General features: G+C 34.4%; 17 protein-coding genes. 8 read left to right on the top strand and 9 right to left on the bottom strand.

All coding sequences use genetic code 11. From position 1 onward, the window contains the following. Nucleotides 1–16: 16 nt before the first annotated feature. Nucleotides 17–2,356, top strand: coding sequence for an ATP-dependent helicase (locus HM984_RS01585; RefSeq protein WP_115808664.1), 2,340 nt, complete (start codon nt 17–19; stop codon nt 2,354–2,356). On the opposite strand, the gene HM984_RS01580 is transcribed toward HM984_RS01585, so the two are convergent. Continuing rightward, the gene (locus HM984_RS01580) at nt 2,353–3,219 is read right to left on the bottom strand and encodes an alpha/beta hydrolase (protein WP_179347842.1); all 867 of its coding nucleotides are present in this window, start codon (nt 3,217–3,219) and stop codon (nt 2,353–2,355) included. The genes HM984_RS01585 and HM984_RS01580 overlap by 4 nt on opposite strands. A gap of 50 nt (nt 3,220–3,269) precedes the next feature. Between HM984_RS01580 and HM984_RS01575 the strand changes: the two genes are divergently transcribed. Beyond that, the gene (locus tag HM984_RS01575; RefSeq protein ID WP_179347841.1) at nt 3,270–3,890 is read left to right on the top strand and encodes an L-threonylcarbamoyladenylate synthase; all 621 of its coding nucleotides are present in this window, start codon (nt 3,270–3,272) and stop codon (nt 3,888–3,890) included. 297 nt (nt 3,891–4,187) lie between these two features. Then, nucleotides 4,188–7,118, top strand: coding sequence for a T9SS type A sorting domain-containing protein (locus HM984_RS01570; protein ID WP_179347840.1), 2,931 nt, complete (start codon nt 4,188–4,190; stop codon nt 7,116–7,118). A gap of 57 nt (nt 7,119–7,175) precedes the next feature. On the opposite strand, the gene HM984_RS01565 is transcribed toward HM984_RS01570, so the two are convergent. Continuing rightward, entirely contained in the window at nt 7,176–8,378 is a 1,203-nt protein-coding gene (locus HM984_RS01565) for a multidrug effflux MFS transporter (protein ID WP_179347839.1), read from the bottom strand. Nucleotides 8,379–8,461: 83 nt separating this feature from the next. Between HM984_RS01565 and HM984_RS01560 the strand changes: the two genes are divergently transcribed. From HM984_RS01560 to HM984_RS01550, 3 genes are all read left to right on the top strand, one after another. Continuing rightward, entirely contained in the window at nt 8,462–8,905 is a 444-nt protein-coding gene (locus HM984_RS01560) for a DinB family protein (RefSeq protein WP_115808669.1), read from the top strand. A gap of 68 nt (nt 8,906–8,973) precedes the next feature. After that, a complete protein-coding gene (locus HM984_RS01555; RefSeq protein WP_179347838.1) occupies nt 8,974–10,746 on the top strand; it encodes an ABC transporter ATP-binding protein in 1,773 nt (590 codons plus the stop codon). A 74-nt stretch (nt 10,747–10,820) separates the two neighbouring features. Beyond that, a complete protein-coding gene (locus HM984_RS01550) occupies nt 10,821–11,909 on the top strand; it encodes an amidohydrolase family protein (RefSeq protein WP_179347837.1) in 1,089 nt (362 codons plus the stop codon). Between the two features lie 153 nt (nt 11,910–12,062). Here HM984_RS01550 and HM984_RS01545 read toward each other — a convergent pair whose 3' ends face one another. The 5 genes from HM984_RS01545 to HM984_RS01525 all read right to left on the bottom strand — a co-directional run bounded on the left by HM984_RS01545 (nt 12,063) and on the right by HM984_RS01525 (nt 17,775). After that, on the bottom strand, nt 12,063–13,604 hold the full coding sequence (locus HM984_RS01545; protein ID WP_115808672.1) for an acyl-CoA carboxylase subunit beta: 1,542 nt from the start codon (nt 13,602–13,604) through the stop codon (nt 12,063–12,065). Between the two features lie 98 nt (nt 13,605–13,702). Then, complete coding sequence (gene accC / locus HM984_RS01540; protein WP_179347836.1) at nt 13,703–15,142, bottom strand: acetyl-CoA carboxylase biotin carboxylase subunit; 1,440 nt, start codon at nt 15,140–15,142, stop codon at nt 13,703–13,705. A 122-nt stretch (nt 15,143–15,264) separates the two neighbouring features. After that, a complete protein-coding gene (locus HM984_RS01535) occupies nt 15,265–15,744 on the bottom strand; it encodes an acyl-CoA carboxylase biotin carboxyl carrier protein subunit (RefSeq protein ID WP_179347835.1) in 480 nt (159 codons plus the stop codon). Nucleotides 15,745–15,827: 83 nt separating this feature from the next. Beyond that, entirely contained in the window at nt 15,828–16,505 is a 678-nt protein-coding gene (locus HM984_RS01530; protein ID WP_179347834.1) for a PrsW family intramembrane metalloprotease, read from the bottom strand. A gap of 13 nt (nt 16,506–16,518) precedes the next feature. Next, nucleotides 16,519–17,775: a flippase gene (locus HM984_RS01525; protein WP_179347833.1), complete on the bottom strand. Its 1,257-nt coding sequence runs from the start codon at nt 17,773–17,775 to the stop codon at nt 16,519–16,521. An 89-nt stretch (nt 17,776–17,864) separates the two neighbouring features. Between HM984_RS01525 and HM984_RS01520 the strand changes: the two genes are divergently transcribed. Further along, nucleotides 17,865–18,842 carry a helix-turn-helix transcriptional regulator gene (locus tag HM984_RS01520; RefSeq protein WP_179347832.1) on the top strand — a complete coding sequence of 326 codons (978 nt, stop codon included), beginning with the start codon at nt 17,865–17,867 and terminating at the stop codon, nt 18,840–18,842. 231 nt (nt 18,843–19,073) lie between these two features. On the opposite strand, the gene HM984_RS01515 is transcribed toward HM984_RS01520, so the two are convergent. Next, nucleotides 19,074–19,634: an NUDIX hydrolase gene (locus HM984_RS01515; RefSeq protein WP_179347831.1), complete on the bottom strand. Its 561-nt coding sequence runs from the start codon at nt 19,632–19,634 to the stop codon at nt 19,074–19,076. A gap of 204 nt (nt 19,635–19,838) precedes the next feature. Continuing rightward, a complete protein-coding gene (locus tag HM984_RS01510; RefSeq protein ID WP_179347830.1) occupies nt 19,839–20,927 on the bottom strand; it encodes a M42 family metallopeptidase in 1,089 nt (362 codons plus the stop codon). A gap of 221 nt (nt 20,928–21,148) precedes the next feature. On the opposite strand from HM984_RS01510, the gene HM984_RS01505 reads away from it, so the two are divergent. After that, nucleotides 21,149–22,039, top strand: a complete 891-nt coding sequence (locus tag HM984_RS01505) for an ABC transporter ATP-binding protein (RefSeq protein ID WP_115808679.1) — start codon at nt 21,149–21,151, stop codon at nt 22,037–22,039. The last annotated feature ends 21 nt before the right edge of the window (nt 22,040–22,060 follow it).

The raw sequence follows: 22,060 nt of genomic DNA, 5'->3' as shown, positions 1-22,060 counted from the left end.
TTAAAAAAATTTTAACTTGGAAAAGTATCTTAGTCAACTTAATGAGGCTCAATTAGCGCCTACTATACAGATTGATGGACCAATGATTATCATTGCTGGTGCAGGTTCTGGAAAAACGCGTGTGCTCACATTTCGTATCGCTTACTTAATGAGCAAGGGAGTGGATGCCTTTAATATTTTGGCATTGACCTTTACAAATAAGGCGGCCAAAGAAATGAAAGGCAGAATTGCGGATATCGTCGGTGATGGTGAAGCTAAGAATCTTTGGATGGGTACATTTCACTCAGTATTTGCAAAGATTTTACGTTTTGAGGGCCATCATTTAGGTTTCCCAAGTAATTTTACCATTTACGATACACAAGATTCGCAAAAATTAATGGGTTCTATTATTAAAGAAATGGGACTCGATAAAGATATTTATAAAACGAAGCAGGTTTACAGCCGAATTTCATCTTATAAAAACAGTCTTGTTACTGTAAAAGCCTATTATAAAAACCCAGAACTGATGGAAGCCGATGCTATGGCTAGACGTCCAAGAATGGGTGAGATATATAAAGAATATGTAGAGCGTTGTTTTAAGGCAGGAGCGATGGATTTTGATGATCTATTGTTAAGAACAAATGAACTTTTAACACGTTTTCCTGCAGTACTAGCACAATATCAAAACAGATTTAGATATATATTGGTAGATGAGTATCAAGATACCAACCATTCACAATATTTAATTGTGAGAGCGTTAGCAGATCGTTTTCAAAACATCTGTGTGGTAGGTGATGATGCTCAGAGTATCTATGCCTTCCGTGGTGCAAATATTAGTAATATTTTAAATTTCCAAAAAGATTACGACGGTGTAAATATGTACCGATTAGAACAAAATTACCGTTCTACAAAATGTATTGTTGGTGCTGCAAATTCTGTAATAGAACATAACAAAACTAAATTAGATAAGATAGTTTGGACCGCTAACGACGAGGGTGAAAAGGTAAAAGTACATCGTGCTTTAACGGATGGTGATGAAGGTCGATATGTGGCTAGTACTATTTGGGAAACTAAGATGAATGAGCAACTTCACAACAGTGATTTTGCCGTTTTATATCGTACTAATGCACAATCTAGAGCTATTGAAGATGCGTTGCGTAAACGAGATATTCCTTATCGTATTTATGGAGGTCTATCATTTTACCAACGAAAGGAGATTAAAGATTTAACGGCGTATTTGCGTTTAATTTTAAATCCTTCAGATGAAGAAGCTCTAAAGCGTGTTATTAATTATCCAGCAAGAGGAATTGGCCAAACTACAGTAGATCGCTTAATTGTAGCAGCCAATGGTTATGGTAAAACTATTTTTGAAGTCTTAAAAAATTTAGATAGTATTGATATCAATATCAATGGCGGAACTAAAAATAAGTTGAGAGATTTTGTGACGCTTATTGAAAGTTACCAAGTGATGAATCAGACAGCAAATGCTTTTGATTTAGCAGAGCACGTTACTAAAACGAGTGGATTAATACGAGAACTTAACAAGGATGCGACACCTGAAGGTGTGGTGAAAATGGACAACGTTCAAGAATTATTAAACGGTATTAAAGATTTCGTTGAAGGTCAATTAGAATTGGCGGATGCAGGCGATTCTTTAGCCGAATTCTTAGAAGATATTGCCTTAGCAACAGATTTAGATGGAGATAAAGGAGATCCAGATCATGTCGCTTTAATGACTATTCACTTAGCAAAAGGATTAGAATTCGGTCATGTATTCATCGTTGGTTTGGAAGAAGATTTATTTCCAAGCGGTATGAGTATGAATACGCGTAGTGAATTAGAAGAGGAACGACGTTTATTTTACGTAGCCTTAACCAGAGCAGAAAAGCAAGCGTATTTAACATACACCTTATCGCGTTACCGATGGGGGAAATTAATAGACGCAGAACCAAGTCGATTTATTGAAGAAATTGACGAGGAGTTTGTAGATATAGTAACACCATTAAGAGAACAACGTAATCCGATGTTAGATCAATCTATATTTGGAGATATTGAACCTAATCGCATTCGATTCGCGAAACCAAAAACAGCAAAAATTTTGAGAAAAGAGTCTAAGAAGAAACCTGAGAAATTTCAAATTAGTACACCAAAAAAGATGAAGCCACTAGCAGATACGGAAGAGGTATCAGGCTCATTTAATACTAAATTAGAAGTTGGTAACACTGTTAATCACGATCGATTTGGTAGAGGTGAAGTGATGACAATTGAGGGTACCGGAGCTGATGCAAAAGCTGAAATTAAATTTTTGAATGGAGATACTAAAAAACTACTCTTGCGTTTTGCAAAGCTTGAAATATTGAGAACAAAGCAAGATTAAAGGTACGTTTCAATAAATATTTTCAGTTTTAGAGTTGTGTCTAACAGGTTTAGTCCTATCCATCCGTGTCCTTCATTAGGATACAGTGTGAATTGGTGTGTAACGTTATGTGATTCTAGCTTGTCTCGCATGGTCGTACCTTGAGTTATTGGAATTAAAGGATCTTCTCCGCCATAAAATAAAATAGTTGGAGGGGATGTCGCTGTGACTCTATGATACGGGCTAACTTCTTCTAAAAAATCTGTTGAGGTATTATCAATTCCAAAAGTATCTAATAGCTCTTGCAGCACTACATTGGTGTTGTTTAAGTAAGCAGGATCTGTAAAGTTTGTTGGGCCAACAATACTACAAACCATTCTAACTTGGTTTTCAATGTCAAACCCATAACTCCATAATAAGGATAAATGCGCACCAGCGCTAACTCCTACAAACCCTAAGTTATTTGAAATGGTATAATGTGCTTCGTTATTTTTTAGATAATTAATAACGCTTGTAATATCATTAATCTGCATTGGATAAGGAGAATTATTTTCATCTGCTAATCGGTAATTAATGTTTACAACAGCGTAGCTTGGCATTTGATCTTTAATAAAGTTCTTAAAATCAGTCATGTCTGTTTTATCTCCCGAAGTCCAACCTCCTCCATGAACCAAAATAATTGTTTTAGTGTCAGCTGTTCGGTTTGCTGGTAAATACAGATCAAAAACCTGCTCGTCATCATTGCCATAAGAAATATTGAGTTCTTCGTAAGATTCTGACGTGTTTAAAGGTTCTATTCCATCATCATCAGAACGTTCAGAAGCGCAAGACGTCACTAATGAAATTGAGCATAAAATGATGAATACAAGTTTTAAATGGTTCATATTGAAAAAAATATAGTTACTTTGTATAACGTATTTGAAAGATACATATTATGGCGGAGTTTATTAAAATATACCCAGAAAATCCGAATCCGAAAGAGATTCAAAAAGTAGTTAAAGTATTAAAAAATGGTGGATTAATCATTTATCCTACCGATACCGTCTATGGTTTAGGTTGCGACATCACTAATATAAAAGCTTTAGAGCGCATTGCTAAAATAAAAGGGGTAAAACTAGAAAAGTCTAATTTTTCATTCGTTTGTGAAGATTTAAGTAATTTAAGCGACTATGTAAAGCAGATTGATACCACAACGTTTAAAATTCTGAAACGTGCCTTGCCTGGACCTTATACTTTTATTTTACCAGGATCTAAAAATTTACCCAACCCTTTCAAAAAAAGAAAAACAGTCGGAATCAGAGTTCCAGATAATTCTATAGCCTTAGCAATAGTTGCAGCTTTAGGTAATCCAATCGTTTCTACATCTATAAGAGACGATGATGATGTTTTAGAATACACTACAGACCCAGAATTAATTCTTGAAAAATGGAATAATTTAGTCGATTTGGTTATTGATGGTGGTTACGGAGATAACGAGGCATCTACTATTATCGATTTATCCGATGATGAGCCAATAGTGGTTAGAGAAGGTAAGGGGAGCTTGGAGATTTTTTAAGCCGTATGGCCGCTGTTTTATGGATTCTTTATAGAATGAAGTACACGTGGAGACAGTCCAATTATTTTTGTTTTTTATGCTAATATTCTTTTTATTTCGTCAATAACTACATTTTAAACCCATTAAACAGATGCAGCTTTAGTCTTTCATTGTTTTGATAATGAGTTGTTTGTGTGCGTTGTAATTTCTGTATATGTTATTTTTCTTACATTTAAAAACATTTTATCGGATTTATTTTGTGCTTAATGGTGGTTGTCGTATTATTGCCGTTTTATATTAATTAATTAACTTATAATTTTGAATACGAAAGCAAAAATATACACAGCCCTTTCTTTATTAGTATCAACTTACAGTTTCTCTCAAGCAGGGCCAGGAGGAGTCACAACGGATAACGAAATCTGGCTAAAGGCCGAAAATAGTACTTATACAGATTTAGGTATAACTCCAGCTTCTAATAACTCACCGATACAGCAATGGAATGATGCTTCAGGTCAAGGCAACAATGCCGTGCAGCTTACTTCAGGTATAAGGCCTAGATTAAATATAAACGCTATAAATGGCTATTCAGCGTTAAATTTTGATGGAGACAGTGATGGAATTTTTGCATCTGGTATAGGACATAGCGATGAAGTAAGTTTATTTGTTGTTCTACAATCACCATCTTTTAGTGGTGGAACTAGAGGTATTATTCAAGCAGGACCATCTGGAACTGTATTTTCAAGAGAGAGAGAAGATAAATCCATTGGCATGTGGACTAGTGCTAATGGAAGATTGTGGGGAAGAGGAACAGAAGCACCAAATGGGACACAAACCCTTGAAGAAGGAATACGGACTTTTGATGAAGGTACACAGTTAACAGCAGGTAGCCCTTATGTCATTACGCAAGATTTTAATGGTACAATTATAAGTCAATATGTAAATGCAACAATTTCTGGGACGATAGGATATGATGGAACTATTCGTAGTTTTAGTGATTTCGGTATTGGTAGACAGTCAACGACAAGTTTCAACGGAAACATAGCCGAAGTTATTTTATACAAAAGATCACTTAATTTAGCAGAAACAACAATTGTTGAAAATTATTTATCAGCAAAATACGGTACAGCTTTAGACGGTTCTAAAGATTTTTATGTACAAGATAATACTGGTAATGGAGATTTCGACCATAGTGTCGCAGGTATTGGTCAAGCATCAGATGGTTCTAATCATTCAGCTTCTAGAGGAACAGGAATTGTTAGTATCAGTGCTGCTTCAGATTTAAATGATAGCGAGTATTTATTTTGGGGAGAAGAAACTAAAGACCCAGTATATGATTTTGAAACAAACACAGCAAATAATTCACAAGAGTTAACGTCAAAGTGGCGTGTTAGTAAAGTTGGTGATTTAGGGACGGTAACAGTAGAATTTGACATTTCAGCTATTAGTGCAGCTACAGAAGGCTGTCAAGGTTTACAGTTAGTTATAGGTAACGATAATACTTTTGCTACATCAACAGCTTATAATTTAACCGTTTTAGATAATACAGCAACCGCAACAGGTGTTTCTTTTGCTGACGGAGATTATTTTACATTAAGTTTCATTTCTGATATTGTTTGGGATGGTACGGATTACTTTAAAGGTTCAGTAGTTTCAGCTGCTCCAAGTGCTACAGATACTTGTTATGGGTTAATTATAAAATCAGGTACTGATGCAGTTCTTACTGCGGATGCAGAGGTTAAATCAGTATTGGTAGAAGCAGGGGCTAGCTTAACTATTGATTCTGGAATTACTTTAACGGTTACCGATGCTGTGAATTTAACATCTGTTTCTGATAGTTTTTCAAGTTTAATTTTAAACGGTACTATTTCTGGTACAATAAACTATGATCGTCATGTAAATATAGTAGGCACAAGCGCAGGTGGTGGAAACGACTTAATCGCTTTACCATTAACACCAGCTGGTGGACTTACATTTGATGCTTTTATTAATCTTGGTTCACCAACAAACGCTACTAAACTTGCATCCAATGGATCGGTTTATGCTTTTGGTCCTTATAATAACACTGTAGATGTTACTTCTTATGAGAATTTTGCAGTAAACGCAACTACAGCTTTAGAAACAGGAAAAGGATATAGAGCGGCAACTATAACTAGCGACCAAGTATTAACTTTTACAGGCGATATTGTTACAGGTAATGTTAGTGCGCCTATTAGTAAACCTGCTGGTGGAAATCAGTGGAATTTAGTTGGTAATCCTTATCCGAGTTATCTTAGTGCTTCAGAATTTTTAACTGCTAACTCAGCTGTTTTAGATGATGATGCTGTAGCCATTTATGGTTATAATAGTGGATTTTATTCAGGAAGTGAAGCTACCACTGGTAATTTTACAATTATAAATGCTGCCACTACAGATGGGACGCTAAATATTGCACCTGGACAAGGATTTATAATAGCTGCTAAAAATGTAACAGGGGATAATGTTGTTTTTAATAATGGAACGTCTAGTACTACAGATATGAGAACAGTTATTGGATCTGATGATTATATCCCAGGCAGATCGCCATCTATAAGTTATAATCTTAAATTAGATCTTATAGGTTCTACTACCTACAGAACAAGTTTTTACTTTAATGAAGGTTCTAGCTTAGGATTAGATCCCGGTTATGATGCTAAAGTATTTGGTGCTGTACCAATATTTGCGCTTTACTCTCATTTAGTAGAAGATAATGAAGATGTTAATTTTGCGCTTCAATCATTAAATACTTCAAATTTAAGTGATGTTACGATTCCACTTGGTGTGAATGCTAATCAAGGTGAGCAAATTTCGTTTACTATTTCACAATCTACATTACCAAATAATGTAAATGTATATTTAGAGGATACAGTTACTAACACCACAACATTGTTAAATTCTGTTGATTATATATTAACTCCAAATGCAAACCTAAATGGTACAGGTCGTTTTTATCTACGTATGAGTGATAGTACATTATCTACAAATGAAAACACTTTAGATGCCTTAACTATTTACACCAATGAAGCTGATAAAACAATTGTTATTGCTGGTCAGTTAACAGACGCAACTAAGGCTACGATTTACGATTTACAAGGACGTGTAATTCTTTCGGAAAATTTAATGACATCTAGTACATCTCAAGCCATTGATGTGAGTGGATTAAGTACAGGTGTTTATATTGTAGAATTGAACAATATAACACAGAATAAAACACAAAAAGTAATATTGAAATAAGCAGGGTATACCCCATGTATTAAATGTAACTAAAGAGTGAACGCGATAATTTAAATATTAAGCTTTCACTCTTATTGGTTTCTTTACACTATAGAATAAAACCAAACCAATAATTCCTGTTACTAAAAAACCGATAAAAAGCGGTAAGACAGACGTTTTTACAAAACTACCAATATAATTAGCAATTGGTACAGCCATTATGGTAGATATAAAACCATTAAGCGCAGATCCTACACCAGCAATGTGTCCCATAGGTTGCATAGCTAAAGCTCTATAATTTCCAAATAAAAACGCTACACTCGCAAATTGAAGCATTAAAAAGAGGATTAGAATTTCTATTGGTGGATTTACACCAGACCAGAATATGATGACATAAGTTAAAGAGTTAATCACAAATACCAATAAGGCAATATTTACCAAATTCCACATACCAAAACGCATAACAATGGCACTATTTAAAAATGTTGCCAGACCAATGGTCACCGCTAAACTGGCAAAAATATAAGGGAACATGTCACCCAAATCATACTGCACCTGAAAAATTTGTTGCGATGTGCTTAAATAGACCATAAAAGACCCTGTTGCCAATCCTGAAAGTAAAGTGTAGATAACCGCAGATTTTATTCTAAAGAACGTAATGGCACCAGATTTAAATATGGCTAATCGAAATGTTTTCTGATATTCTTTATGAAGTGTTTCGGGCTGGCGTCTCCAAAACCATAGAATAACCAATGATCCAAAGACGAGGTTGACAATGAATATAGACTGCCATCCAAAATGACCCAATAAAAACTGCCCTAATAGTGGAGCGATAACTGGAACTAAAATAAAAGTCATAGTTACCACAGATAGAATTTTCGCCATGTGATCGCCTTCATAAGAATCTCTTACAATAGCAATACTCATGGTTCTGGGTGATGATAACCCTACACCTTGTAGAACCCTTCCCAAAAGCATAACTTCAAAATTCCTTGTGGTAATACAAATAATAGAGGCAATTATAAACACACCAAAACCAAAATAAACCATTGGTTTTCGTCCAAAACTATCTGACAATGGACCAAAAACAAGTTGTCCGAATCCAAGTCCCAAAAATATGGCTGTAATAAGCTTTTGGTTTTTAGTTTCATTCACACTACTTAAATACTCACCAATTTCAGGTAATGCAGGTAAAAGTGCATCAATAGATAAAGCAACAATAGACATCAATGCTGCCATTAATACCACAAATTCTAATTGCGACCTTTTTTTGTTTTCCATGGCGCAAAAGTAAGATATATATTAGCTACTTTTGGATAGATATTATTCTAAAATCAGATATCCATATTCAATAATTACATAGTATGCTCACTAATACATTAATAGCGTTATTCAAAAGAGATCTTAATAAATTAATAGAAGAAATTGAACTGTATAAGACCGATTCTCATATTTGGAAAATAGAAGGTTCAGTTACTAATTCTGCCGGAAGTTTATGTCTTCATCTTATCGGAAATATAAATCATTTTATTGGATCCGTTTTGGGTAATACAGGATATGTAAGACAACGCGATTTAGAATTTTCATTAAAAGATGTTCCCAAATCCGAACTAATTAAACAAATTGAAGATACTTTAGTTGCCGTAGAGCGCACTTTAAAAATTGTAACGCCTGAAGATTTACAAAAGGAATATCAACTGCAAGTTTTTAAAGAACCGATGACTACCGAATATTTTTTAGTGCATTTAAGCACACATTTAGCCTACCACTTAGGTCAGATTAATTTTCACAGACGTCTATTAGATTAAATTTCGGTTTGTGGATTGTTACTTTAGGAGATTTGTAAACGTATCTTTGTGCAAATTTTAAAATAAGGATGCAACACTATAAAGATTCACCTAAACGATCTAAAACAGATAAGCCAAAAGTAACAATGAAATCGGCTTTTAAGACCATTATTTGGCCAAGACGAAAATTAGTGCTCTTAGGTTTAGTTCTCATTATAATTCGTAGTTTGGCAGGTTTTGTTTTGCCATTAGAAAGCAAAGTGCTATTAGATGAGGTGGTTCCAAATAAAGATTACAATCAGCTCTATATCTTAATATCAATTGTTATTACTGCTATTCTAGTGCAAGCCATAACATCTTTCTTATTAACTAAAGTATTAAGTGTTCAAGCTCAATATTTAATTAGTGAACTCAGAGCTCAAGTACAAAGAAAAGTGTTATCTCTACCTATTAGTTTTTTTGATAATACAAAATCAGGAGCATTAGTATCTCGAATAATGACGGATGTTGAAGGTGTGAGGAATCTTATAGGTACAGGTTTAGTACAGTTAGTAGGAGGTTCGTTTACAGCTATTTTAACTTTGGTTATTTTATTAAGGATGAATGTTTGGATGACACTTTTTACTTTTATTCCATTATCTATTTTCGGAATTATTGCCTTAAAAGCCTTCAAGTATATTCGTCCAATTTTTAGAGCTAGAGGGAAAATTAATGCAGAAGTTACAGGTCGTTTAAACGAAACATTAGCTGGTGTTAGAGTGATAAAAGCATTTAATGCTGAAGAACAAGAGAATATAGTTTTCGAAAAAGGAGTAGAGAACATTTTTCAAAATGTTAAAAAAAGTTTGACCGCAACGGCTATAATGACAAGTTCTTCAACTTTTTTAATTGGTTTAGCAACGACAGGAATTATGGGAATCGGTGGCCATTACATGATTCAAGGAGAAATTACACCTGGTGACTTTTTACAATTCACGTTTTTATTGGCATTTATGGTCGCTCCAATTGTGCAAATGAGTAACATTGGTAGTCAATTAACCGAAGCTTTAGCAGGTTTAGATCGTACTGAAGAATTAATGAATTTAGCCACGGAAGATGAACAAGAAGAAAGAACCATCGCATTAGAAACATTGAAAGGTGACATAAAATTCGATAATGTGACGTTTGCTTACGAAGAAGGAAAACCGGTGTTACACAATATTAATTTCGAAGCACAATCCGGATCTGTTATTGCATTGGTAGGAAGTTCAGGATCTGGAAAATCTACTATCGCTGGGTTATCAGCTACATTTTTAAATCCTGATTCAGGAATCATTACCATTGATGGTCAAGATTTATCTAAAGTGAAATTAAGTAGTTTTAGACAGAATTTAGGAGTTGTGTTACAAGATGAATTTTTGTTTGAAGGCACTATAAGAGAAAACATTATGTTTCCAAGACCTAATGCAACGGAAGCACAGTTACAGAATGCCGTTAAAGCTGCTTATGTCAATGAATTTACGGATCGTTTTGACGATGGTTTAGAAACGTTGATTGGCGAGCGTGGTGTAAAACTGTCTGGTGGGCAACGTCAAAGAATCGCCATTGCAAGAGCTATTTTAGCAGATCCTAAAATCATAATTTTAGATGAAGCAACGTCTAACTTAGATACAGAAAGTGAAGGTTTAATTCAAAAAAGTTTATCAGAATTAACCAATAACAGAACGACGATTGTGATCGCACACCGTTTAAGTACCATTAAAAAAGCAGATCAGATTTTAGTGATAGAAAACGGACGAATTGCAGAACGCGGCACACACGACGAGTTATTAAAAGCAGAAGGCCGTTATTATGATTTATACACATTTCAGGCGAAAATATAATGTTAAACACCATTAAAGGGCTTCAATCAACTATCGTTTTTTATAAATTTAAGCACATTTAATTATTCAACTTTATGAAATTTAAAATTCTATCATTCTTTTTATTGTCTTTACTTATTTTTAATTCTAGTAATGCTCAAGATTTAACCTTTGAAGATTACAATCCAGAATCATCACTCGTAGTTCCTGGTAAAATTATAAATCGTGCAAAATTTCCATTTATAGATGGGCATGGTCACCAATATAAAATGGCGACTCAAGATTTAAAACCTGTAATTACCGCAATGGACTCACTGAATTTACAAGTGATGGTTAATTTAAGTGGAAGAACGGGAGACGATTTAGTAAAGGCCTTAGAAAATGCAAAACGTAATTATCCAGGTCGCTTTGTGTTATTTTGTAATATCGATTTTGAAGGTGCAGGAGCAAAAGGTTGGATAGAAAAAACGGTAAAACAATTAGAAGCCGATGTAAAAGCAGGAGCTGTTGGACTTAAAGTTTATAAAAGTTTAGGCTTACGTAATAACGATTCAGACGGTAAACGATTGGCTGTCGATGATTCTCGATTAGATGCCATTTGGGAAAAATGTGGAGAATTGGGTATTCCTGTTTTAATACATTCAGCCGATCCTAAATTGTTTTGGGCCGATTTTGATGGAAATAATGAACGTTGGTTAGAGTTAAAAATAAATCCAAGACGTAAAAGAAGTGCGACTGACCCTGTGCCTTGGGAACAGATTATACAAGAACAACATAATATGTTTAAGAAACATAAGAACACCACCTTTATTAATGCGCATATGGGTTGGTTTGCTAATGATTTAGGACATTTAGGGGAATTGTTAGACGAAATGCCAAACATGAATGTTGGTATTGGCGCTATAATCGCTGAGCTAGGTCGCCAACCAAGATTTGCTAAAGCATTTTTTGAAAAATACCAAGACCGAATTTTATTTGGAAAAGATAGTTGGAAGCCTGAAGAATTCCCAACCTATTTTAGAGTGTTAGAATCTGATGATGAATATTTTCCTTATCATAAGAAATACCATGCGTTTTGGCCAATGTATGGTTTAGATTTATCGGATGACGTTCTAAAAAAAGTGTATTATAAAAATGCTTTGAGAATTGTACCAGGAATTGATAAAAGTAAGTTCCCAGAATAGATGAAATTTTAGAGTTGGATTAGTATGGTTTCGTGTTTGAATAAAAAAGACCTTTCAGATTTTTACAATTTGAAAGGTCTTTAGTTTTATTAGAAACTATAACTTGAATTTCAATTTCAATTTCGAATTCAACTTCAACTTCAACATCTAGTTCTACAAAGGAATATTCCCATGCTTACGGTTAGGTCTTACAACGTCTTTATTTTCTAGCATACTAAAAGCTTTTATCAGTTTGCGTCGAGTGTTTTCAGGTAGAATAACATCATCTACAAAACCACGTTCGGCAGCACTATAAGGATTCGCGAATAATTTGGCATATTCTGCTTCTTTCTCTTTCCATTTCGCTTCTTTATCGTCTGCTTTAGAAATTTCACGCTTAAAAATAATCTCCGCGGCACCTTTGGCTCCCATAACGGCGATTTCTGCATTAGGCCACGCAAAATTCATGTCAGCTCCAATATGTTTAGAATTCATTACATCGTATGCACCACCATAAGCTTTTCTTGTGATTACTGTTATTCTTGGAACTGTAGCTTCGCTAAACGCATAGAGTAATTTTGCACCATTAACAATGATACCATTCCATTCTTGATCCGTTCCTGGTAAAAACCCTGGAACATCTTCTAATACTAATAACGGAATATTAAAACAATCACAGAAACGTACAAAACGCGCTGCTTTTTTAGAACTATTCACATCTAAAACTCCAGCTAAAAACATCGGTTGATTGGCAACGATACCAATACTTTTTCCGCCTAAACGGGCGAAACCTACAATAATATTTTCGGCATAATCTTTATGAACTTCGTAAAAAGAATCTTCATCTATAATACCTTTTATAACCTGATGCATATCATAAGGTTTATTCGGGTTATCAGGCACTATTGTATTTAAAGAATCTCTAACTTCATCCTTAAGTTCAAAAGGAATATCGTCAGCTTTTTCTTTATTGCTTTGTGGTAAATAGCTCAAGAGTTTTTTAATATCCTCTAAGCATTCCACATCATTTGTCGATGTAATGTGAGCCACTCCAGATTTTGAAGAATGTACACTTGCGCCACCTAATTCTTCACTTGTAACTTCTTCGTTAGTCACTGTTTTTACCACATTAGGACCTGTTACAAACATATAACTAGTGTCTTCAACCATCATTGTAAAATCGGTCATTGCAGGCGAATACACAGCTCCACCAGCGCAAGGACCCATTATAGCAGAAATCTGAGGAATGACTCCAGATGCCTGAACATTTCTGTAAAAGATATCAGCATAACCTCCTAAAGAACGCACACCTTCTTGAATACGTGCTCCTCCAGAATCATTTAATCCGATAATTGGAGCTCCAACATTAACTGCCATGTCCATAATTTTACAGATTTTTTCGGCATGAGTTTCTGAAAGCGATCCACCAAAAACAGTAAAATCTTGCGCAAAGATGTAAATCAATTTTCCGTTAACTGTTCCGTAACCTGTAACAACGCCATCTCCATAGAATTGCTGATCCGCCATCCCGAAATCTTTAGTTCTATGGGTGACTAAAGCGCCAATTTCTTCAAAAGAACCTTCGTCTAGTAAGTAAAGTACGCGCTCTCTTGCTGTTAATTTTTTCTTTTGATGCTGTTTGTCTATTCGTGCTTGTCCACCGCCAAGTTTGGCAAGGGCTAGTTTTTCGTTTAGGGTTTTTATGTTGTTATTCATGCTTTATGGTTTCTCGCAAAGGCGCAATGGCTCAAAGCTGTGTGTATTATATATTTAGTTGTTTAGTTGTCGTTCGGATTTGAAATTACGACTGAAAACTAACGCGGTACTTTTAAAACTTTTTGTTCTTTTAAAAAATGCTTTAAGGCAATTTTTGCAGCAATTTCTGCTTCTAATGTTTCCTGATCTTGTAAAAGGCTAGGTGAGTAGTACTTTTTTACAAAATGCGTATCAAAATTTCCACTTCTAAAAGCATCGTGTTCACAAACAAAACGACCGAAAGGCAAGGTGGTTTGCACTCCTTCTATATGATAGTTGTCAATGGCTTCTATCATGAGTTCAATAGCTTCTTCACGTGTTTTGCCATAAGTAATTAGTTTTGAAAGCATAGGGTCGTAATAAATAGGGATGTCCATACCTTGTTCAAAACCATTATCGACTCTTATATTTTCACCCTCAGGTAGTACGTAAACTTCTAAATTACCAACACTAGGTAAAAAATCATTCATCGGATCTTCGGCATAAACTCGTAGCTCTAAAGCATGACCGTTGATTTTTAAATCCTCTTGCTTTATATTAAGGTGTTCTCCTCTAGCCACTTTAATTTGAAGTTCTACTAAATCGACTCCAGAAATCCACTCGGTAACCGGATGCTCTACTTGAAGTCTGGTATTCATTTCTAAGAAATAGAAATTTAGGTTTTCGTCTAATAAGAATTCAACCGTCCCGGCTCCGATATAATCGCAAGAACGTGCCACATTAATAGCGGCTTGCCCCATTTTTGCTCTTAATTCTGGCGTTAAAACCGCAGAAGGTGCTTCTTCAACAACTTTTTGATGGCGACGTTGTATAGAGCATTCGCGTTCAAAAAGATGAATAACATTGCTATGCATATCCGCCATCACCTGAATTTCGATATGTCTTGGTGATGCTACATATTTTTCAATAAATACAGAACCGTCACCAAACGCATTTTTAGCTTCGCTGATGGCTCTATCCATTTGCGATTCAAATTCCGCTTCGTTTTCAACAATACGCATTCCTTTTCCACCACCTCCAGCGGATGCTTTAATAAGGATTGGGAAACCGATGTCTTTGGCTATTGTCTTGGCTTCAGGAATATCAGTAATAGCTTCATCAGTACCAGGAACCATCGGAATATCATAAGCTTTAACAGTTTCCTTTGCTGCTAATTTACTACCCATAACGCGGATGGCTTTAGAACGTGGTCCGATAAAAATAATGTCATTGGCTTCGCATAACTCAGCAAAATCGGCATTTTCACTAAGGAATCCATAACCTGGATGAATAGCATCAACATTTAATTCTTTTGAAACTTCTATAATTTTATCACCTCGTAAATAGGATTCGTTTGAAGGTGCAGGTCCGATACAGACGGCTTGATCTGCGTATTTGACATGTGGAGAATTCCTATCAGCTTCAGAAAATACGGCAACCGTTTTAATGCCCATTTTCTTTGCGGTTTGCATCACTCTTATGGCGATTTCTCCTCTGTTTGCGACTAGTAATTTTTTCATGAAAAATTTTAATTTTTCGTTCCCATGAAAATGGGAATCTCATTATATTTAATACTTACATGGTTTTTGACTTCGACTGCGCTCAGCCACCAAAACCTTGCAGGTTAGGAAATGATTATATTTTAGTTTTCAAACTCAATTAAGAGCATGTTTTTATCGACAGTCTGACCTTGTTTTACCTGAATGGATTTTATAACTCCTTCACGGGGTGAATTAATCACATTTTCCATTTTCATGGCTTCTAAAATTAACAACGGATCATTTTCTTTAACCTCTTGACCTTCTTTTACATTGATTTCTAAGATCAACCCAGGCATTGGAGCTTTGATGTCATTGACTTGTTTTGAGGCGCCAATTTCAAAACCTAAGGCTTCAATTTGTTGGTCTAAAGCATCATAAATATCAACATCGTAAGTATTGTTATTGACTTTAATTGAATATAATTTTTGGTTGAAATCAGTACTTAGAATTTCAGCCTTAATTGGAGTATTATTTTGAAGAATATGATAGTGATTATTAGATGTTTCTACGACATCCAAAGTGTCCATGCTTTCTTTTGTAACTTCAAAAGTATGGCTCGTATTAACTTTTATTTTATACATAATTTTGCGTTTATTACATGATTAGTATGTAATCATTAAATCCATTGCAAAATATGAAATTATTAACTTTTATTTTATGAATTCTATAAAGATTTGAAGTTTGAATTATCTTGATGTGCCTTAATCGCTTTCTTAGCAAGTACGATACCAATAGCTAACGAAATAAATGCACCAATGGAAATTCCTGGAATAAAATTGATGAATAAGAAGAAATCATAGGCACCATGAAATAGAGTGGCTAATAATAATCCAGTAAGATTAAGCAAAACTCTATGGTTTGAAAACTTAGCTTTTCCCATGTAGAAGCCCATAAGCACACCAAACGTAGCATGAGCTGGGACAGCTGTAAAAGCTCTTAAAATTGCGGTTTGATACCCACCATCAATCACATACATAATGTTTTCAGTACAGGCAAAACCCATGGAAACCATCACGGCATAGATGATACCATCATAAGGTTCGTTGAATGCTTCTTTGGGTTGTGCATAATATTTTACAATGACATATTTACTGAACTCTTCGACTAACGCCACAACTATAAAAGCTTGAATAAATTGTTGCCATATGCTGAATTCATCTGTGATGGGAATTAATCGCCCTGTGAAAAAATATAAGATAAAAACGATAAGGATACTTACAATAGCGCCAAAAAGAAAGCTCTTAATTAATAGACCTCTAGGTTCTTTTTCGTGTTTATCTTGAACGTAGATATATAGAAGGATGGCACATATAGGTGCGATGGCTAGTAGGAGTAGATTCATAAATCAAAAATAATTAAAAAAGCAATAAGAGCTGCTTTCGGCTTTTTGTATCTAAAAATATATAGACGATGTTAGTTATAAAGTGACTGGTTAAAACAGCTATAGCCGCACCAGTAACGTGCCAAATAGGGATCAGTAGATAGCATAGAATGACGTTTGCAATACAACCTAAAATGAATCGGTATACATTTTTTTGTAAGTCGTTTGTATTGATAAGGTGTTTTTCATAAATCATTCCTATAAACACAAAAAGGGGAGCCCAGCAGAAAATTAATAAAGGGGTTTTGGCTTCAGCATAGCTTTCTGAAAAATAAGTGCTTAAAATAGCATTCCCGAAGAGTGTGTATAGCACGCCAATAAGTATGGCTAAAGCACACATGATTTTTAGCAGTCGTCTCATTTTTTTTATATAAAGTGGCCTGTTGTTTTGAAAGGATTCGGCTAAAGAAGGGTATAGTGCATTAATGATAGAAAATCCAATATTCCAACTTAAAGCGATCACTAAAAATTGAACCGTAGCAAAGATACCATTGGCATGATCTCCTAGAAAATATTTTAAAAACAGCTCATCTATTGTGATATAAAACATAATTAAACTGTTCGAAACTATTAATGGAAACGACATTTTTAATAATGATTTTCCTAGAGGCCATGAAAAGGTCCACTGTTGAAAAGAAAACTGTTTTTTATACTTTAAAATGAGTGTGTAAATTAAGCCTTGAATGAAGAAATCGAGGACAATAAGCTTGGCAAAATAATAGACATCTAGTTGTTGTTTAACTCCATAATATTGTAAAGACACAATAATAATTAAACTCGTTATTTTACTCAGGAATATAATTTTTGTCTGTTTTTTTGCTAGTAAATAATACTCAAAAACATCGGTTAGTTTAAACAGATAACTAATAGTTATAATATAATACAACATCTTTAAAGGACTACTTTCAAAGCTATTAAAATAGATTGTAATCCCTATTAGAACAACAACCCAGCTTATAAGGCGAAGGTAAAACGCAGTAGCTAATATGTGTTGACTTCGTTTGGGATGAAATACAATTTCTCTGATGCAAATACCCGATAAGCCTAAAAAAAACAATGGAGTCAACATCCCCAAAACAGATTCCACAAATTTGAGTTTTCCGATATCTACAGTCCCTAACAGGCTAAAAATTTGAGGAACAATTAAAACACCTGTGATTAATTGTATCAGTTTTTCTAAAGTAAACCATTTGGTCGCAATAAAATCTTTCTTACTAAAAACCGATGTCATGTAGTATAATTAGGCGTTCAAAGATATAAAAACCAATTCCTTTTAGTCATTTCAAAGTTTATTATTACATTCGTTTTTCAATCCATTAGATGACTCCAGAGTTTCTTCGTCGCTATTATATATTACGCATTATTTCTAACCCAATAGTTTATGGGATTGAAAAAAATGAGTTTGTGCCATTAGAAGATTTACAACGGTCTTTAGATCAGTTGCGTAGCAATAATATGGATGATCCGCTTTACGATAAACTGAACCTTCACAGTCAAAAAACGATTAAGCGAGATTTAGAAAAAATAAAATCCTATTACAAAGCTATTATTTTACACAAGCGTAATTACGGTTATTATTTAGAAGGTTATTATATTAATGATGCCTTAAAAGAAATTTACGAAAAAACAGAACTCTATCTCTTGCATCACCATGCGCATGCATGGAAAACATACGTAACTACAGCACGTAGTTCGTTGAGTTCTCAAGTGGATTTGGTACCTTTAATTCATGCTATAGAGCAACATTTCTTAATTGAGATAACCTATCATGGTTGGTATGACGATAGCTTTAAGACTATAAGTGGCTTTTTTCAGGCGCTGCACATTAAGGAAATTAATAAAGCTTGGTATTTAATGGCGTATAATGAACAGTATGGGTTTTATGCGTTTAGTTTAGATAATAGAATAAAGAGTCTTTCCATTAGTAAACAGCAAGTTAAAGAACCTGTAGCTTTTAACCCCAAAGCTTATTTTAAAAATGTTATCGGCATTTTAAAATCAGATATAACTGCAGAATGGATCCATATAGAAGTGGCCAATCACCATTTTAAGTATTTAGAAAATAATCCATTACATCATTCTCAACAAATTGTTACACGTCCTAAAGAACTAGATACGCACAACTTAGACTATAAAAACCCTAATATTTGGGGTGAAATTAAAGTGTATGTGGAACCTAATTACGAGTTTTTAATGGAAATCTTAAAGTATAATCTTTGGGTTAAGGTGGTTAGTCCATTACATGTTAAAGCTTATGTAAAGCATCATTTGGAGTTAATGGTTAATTATTATAAATAACAAAACAGACACATTTTGACCATTTCAGATTTACTTTTGACAAAGCAAATAGTAAGGGAGGTTTTCTATATGAAAATTAAATTCTAAGTTTATTACATATTTACGATTTGAAGCCACTAAATACGATGTAGGGATCGTTATTTAAATATTGATTAATTGGTTTCAGTCGTAACTAGCTGAAAAAAGCCTCAACCGAATAGGTTGGGGTTTTTTATTTGGAAGTATAAGTGACTACAACTTCAGTAACTTGGTTTGTATGGCCTCATGTACTTTAAGATAATAGTCATAATTGCTAGCCACAAAATGCATGTTGGTTTCACTATGTTTTAATAAGTCCTTAAAGTCTTTTAGCGTCACTAATTTTAGAGCTTCAACTTCCGATTCTTGTTTTACTAAGGCATTTATCGGCACTGTTAATTCAGCAATATAAACCTGATGAAATTCATTATCTTGAATCTTACCATCAGCATAACGGGTTTCATGAAGAAATGTTCCGATTTTATCAAGATGTTTTGGATCCAATTTTAAACCGATTTCTTCTTCAGTTTCACGTAAGGCCGCTTCAATAAAAGTTTCACCAGCATCAATATGTCCTGCAACAGAAACATCCCAAAGTAAGGGGAAAATGATTTTTTTGTGAGAGCGTTGTTGTAAAAGAATTTCACCTTTAGACGTGTACAACCATAAATGAATGGTGTTATGGTACAATCCTTTAGCATGCGCTTCAGATTTTAAAGCTGTATTTCCTGTTGGTTGACCGTTTTTGTCAACAATATCTAGAAATTCATCCATAGTTTGGAAGTGGCGTTTTAGTTTTTAAAAACACCCCTAAAGTCCCCTCAAGGGGACAATTCTTAAAAAAATCTTTCAGATCTTTTTAAGCGCAACAGTGAGGCTGTCCCCTTGAGGGGACTTGAGGGGTGTAAACTTCCTGAAATGTTGTTTGTTTTGAGCTGCTGAATAGCTCTATAACTATTTCTAAAAAGCCTAAAAGGTCTATTTAAAATAACTAAACGTTTCTCCGTCTTCTATTTTAAGTAACGTTTCATAAATTAATTTAATCACATTTTCAACATCATCTCTATGTACCATTTCTACTGTGGTGTGCATATAACGCAAAGGCAATGAAATCAAAGCGGAAGCGACACCTCCGTTGCTATAAGCAAAAGCATCAGTATCTGTTCCTGTTGCTCTAGAAAGTGCAGCACGTTGAAACGGTATTTTGTTGGCTTCAGCAGTATCTGTAATTAAATCACGTAATTTTTGTTGAACAGCAGGTGCGTATGCGATAACTGGTCCTTTTCCGATTTCAGCATAACCTTGCGTTTTTTGCTCAATCATTGGAGTGGTGGTATCGTGCGTTACATCGGTAACAATAGCCACATTTGGCTTAATGGTTTGCGCAATCATTTCAGCACCACGTAAGCCTATTTCTTCTTGTACAGAGTTCGTAATATAAAGTCCGAATGGTAACGTTTTCTTGTTTTCTTTCAATAAACGTGCTACTTCAGCAATCATAAAACCACCCATTCTATTATCTAAAGCTCTGCAAACAAATTTGTCTTTATTTAGAATATGAAATTCATCAGGGTACGTAATCACACAACCGACATGAACGCCCATTTTTTCAACTTCTTCTTTGTCCTTTGCTCCGACATCGATGGTAATATTATCTGGTTTTGGAGCTTGTTCTTTGGCTTTATTTCGCGTATGAATTGCTGGCCAACCAAAAACACCTTTAACGATACCATTTTTAGTATGGATGTTTACAATTTTACTTGGAGCGATTTGATGATCACTTCCGCCATTTCTTATCACGTAAATTAAACCGTTATCAGAAATGTAGTTCACATACCAAGAAATTTCATCAGCATGGCCTTCAATAACCACTTTAAACTTAGCGTCCGGATTAATAACGGCAACTGCAGAACCATAAGTATCTGTGATAAATTCATCTGCATAAGGCTTTAGATAATCCATCCAGATTTTCTGACCTTCCCACTCATAACCAGTAGGAGAGGCGTTATTTAAATATTTTTCGAGGAAATCGAGTGATTTTTTATTAAGTATGCTTTTAGAAGCCATATTATATGTTTTGAATTTCTGTAAAAATAAAAGGATTTCCTAAGCTTTTAATACCTTTTGAAAAATTTTTGTAACAAATTCATCTATTTTTACACTTATAGATCAATAATCTTAAACTTAAATTTAATACGATGAAATATCCATCCAAAAAATTTGATATTCAATCAAATGAATAGTTAGGATGTTCCATGTGACTATAAAAAATAAATAAATATAAACTGATGAAACTTGTTATAACCAACCTTACCAAAACATACAAAAATGGAGTAAAAGCCATTGATAATCTTAACCTCGAAATCGGAACAGGAATGTTCGGTCTTTTAGGACCAAACGGAGCAGGTAAATCCTCTTTAATGCGAACTATTGCCACATTACAAAGTCCGGATTCTGGATCTATAATGTTTGGTGATATCAACGTTTTAGAAGATAAAATGGCTTTACGAAAAGTGTTGGGGTATTTACCACAGTCGTTTGGAGTCTATCCAAAAATGTCGGCGGAAGCCTTGTTAGATTATTTTGCAACTTTAAAAGGCATCAGTTCAAAGACCGACAGACAGGCTATTGTAAAAGAAGTTTTAGATATTACTAATTTGTATGACATGCGTAAAAAACATGTTGCAGGTTATTCTGGTGGTATGAAACAACGCTTTGGTATTGCACAGTTATTATTAAACAACCCTAAATTAATTATTGTAGATGAACCAACTGCAGGATTAGATCCGGCAGAACGTCATCGTTTTCTAAATGTTTTGCGAGAAGTTGGTACCAATTGTACCGTAATATTTTCAACACATATTGTTGAAGATGTAAAGGAACTTTGTAACGATATGGCCATTTTAAATGGTGGTCGCATTTTAAAGCAAGCGACACCATCGCAAGCCAGACAAGAATTACAAGGCCGTATTTGGACTAAGATTATAGATAGAGATGATTTAGAAGCACACGAAGCACAATACAACATATTGTCTTCTAATTATAATGAAGATAACTCATTAAACATTCGTGTGTTTAGTGACTTACAACCAAGTGATGATTTTAAATCCGTTGAGCCACAGCTAGACGATGTATACTTTATTGCACTAAAACAAGACGAGCCAGTAAGCGCAGTTTAATTTGGTATTAATCTTGAATTT

The sequence above is a fragment of the Winogradskyella pacifica genome (assembly GCF_013403915.1).
GTDB classification, from domain to species: Bacteria; Bacteroidota; Bacteroidia; order Flavobacteriales; family Flavobacteriaceae; genus Winogradskyella; species Winogradskyella pacifica.
The sequence above is the reverse complement of the archived record's forward strand: the minus strand, read 5'-3'. Positions and strand labels throughout refer to the sequence as shown.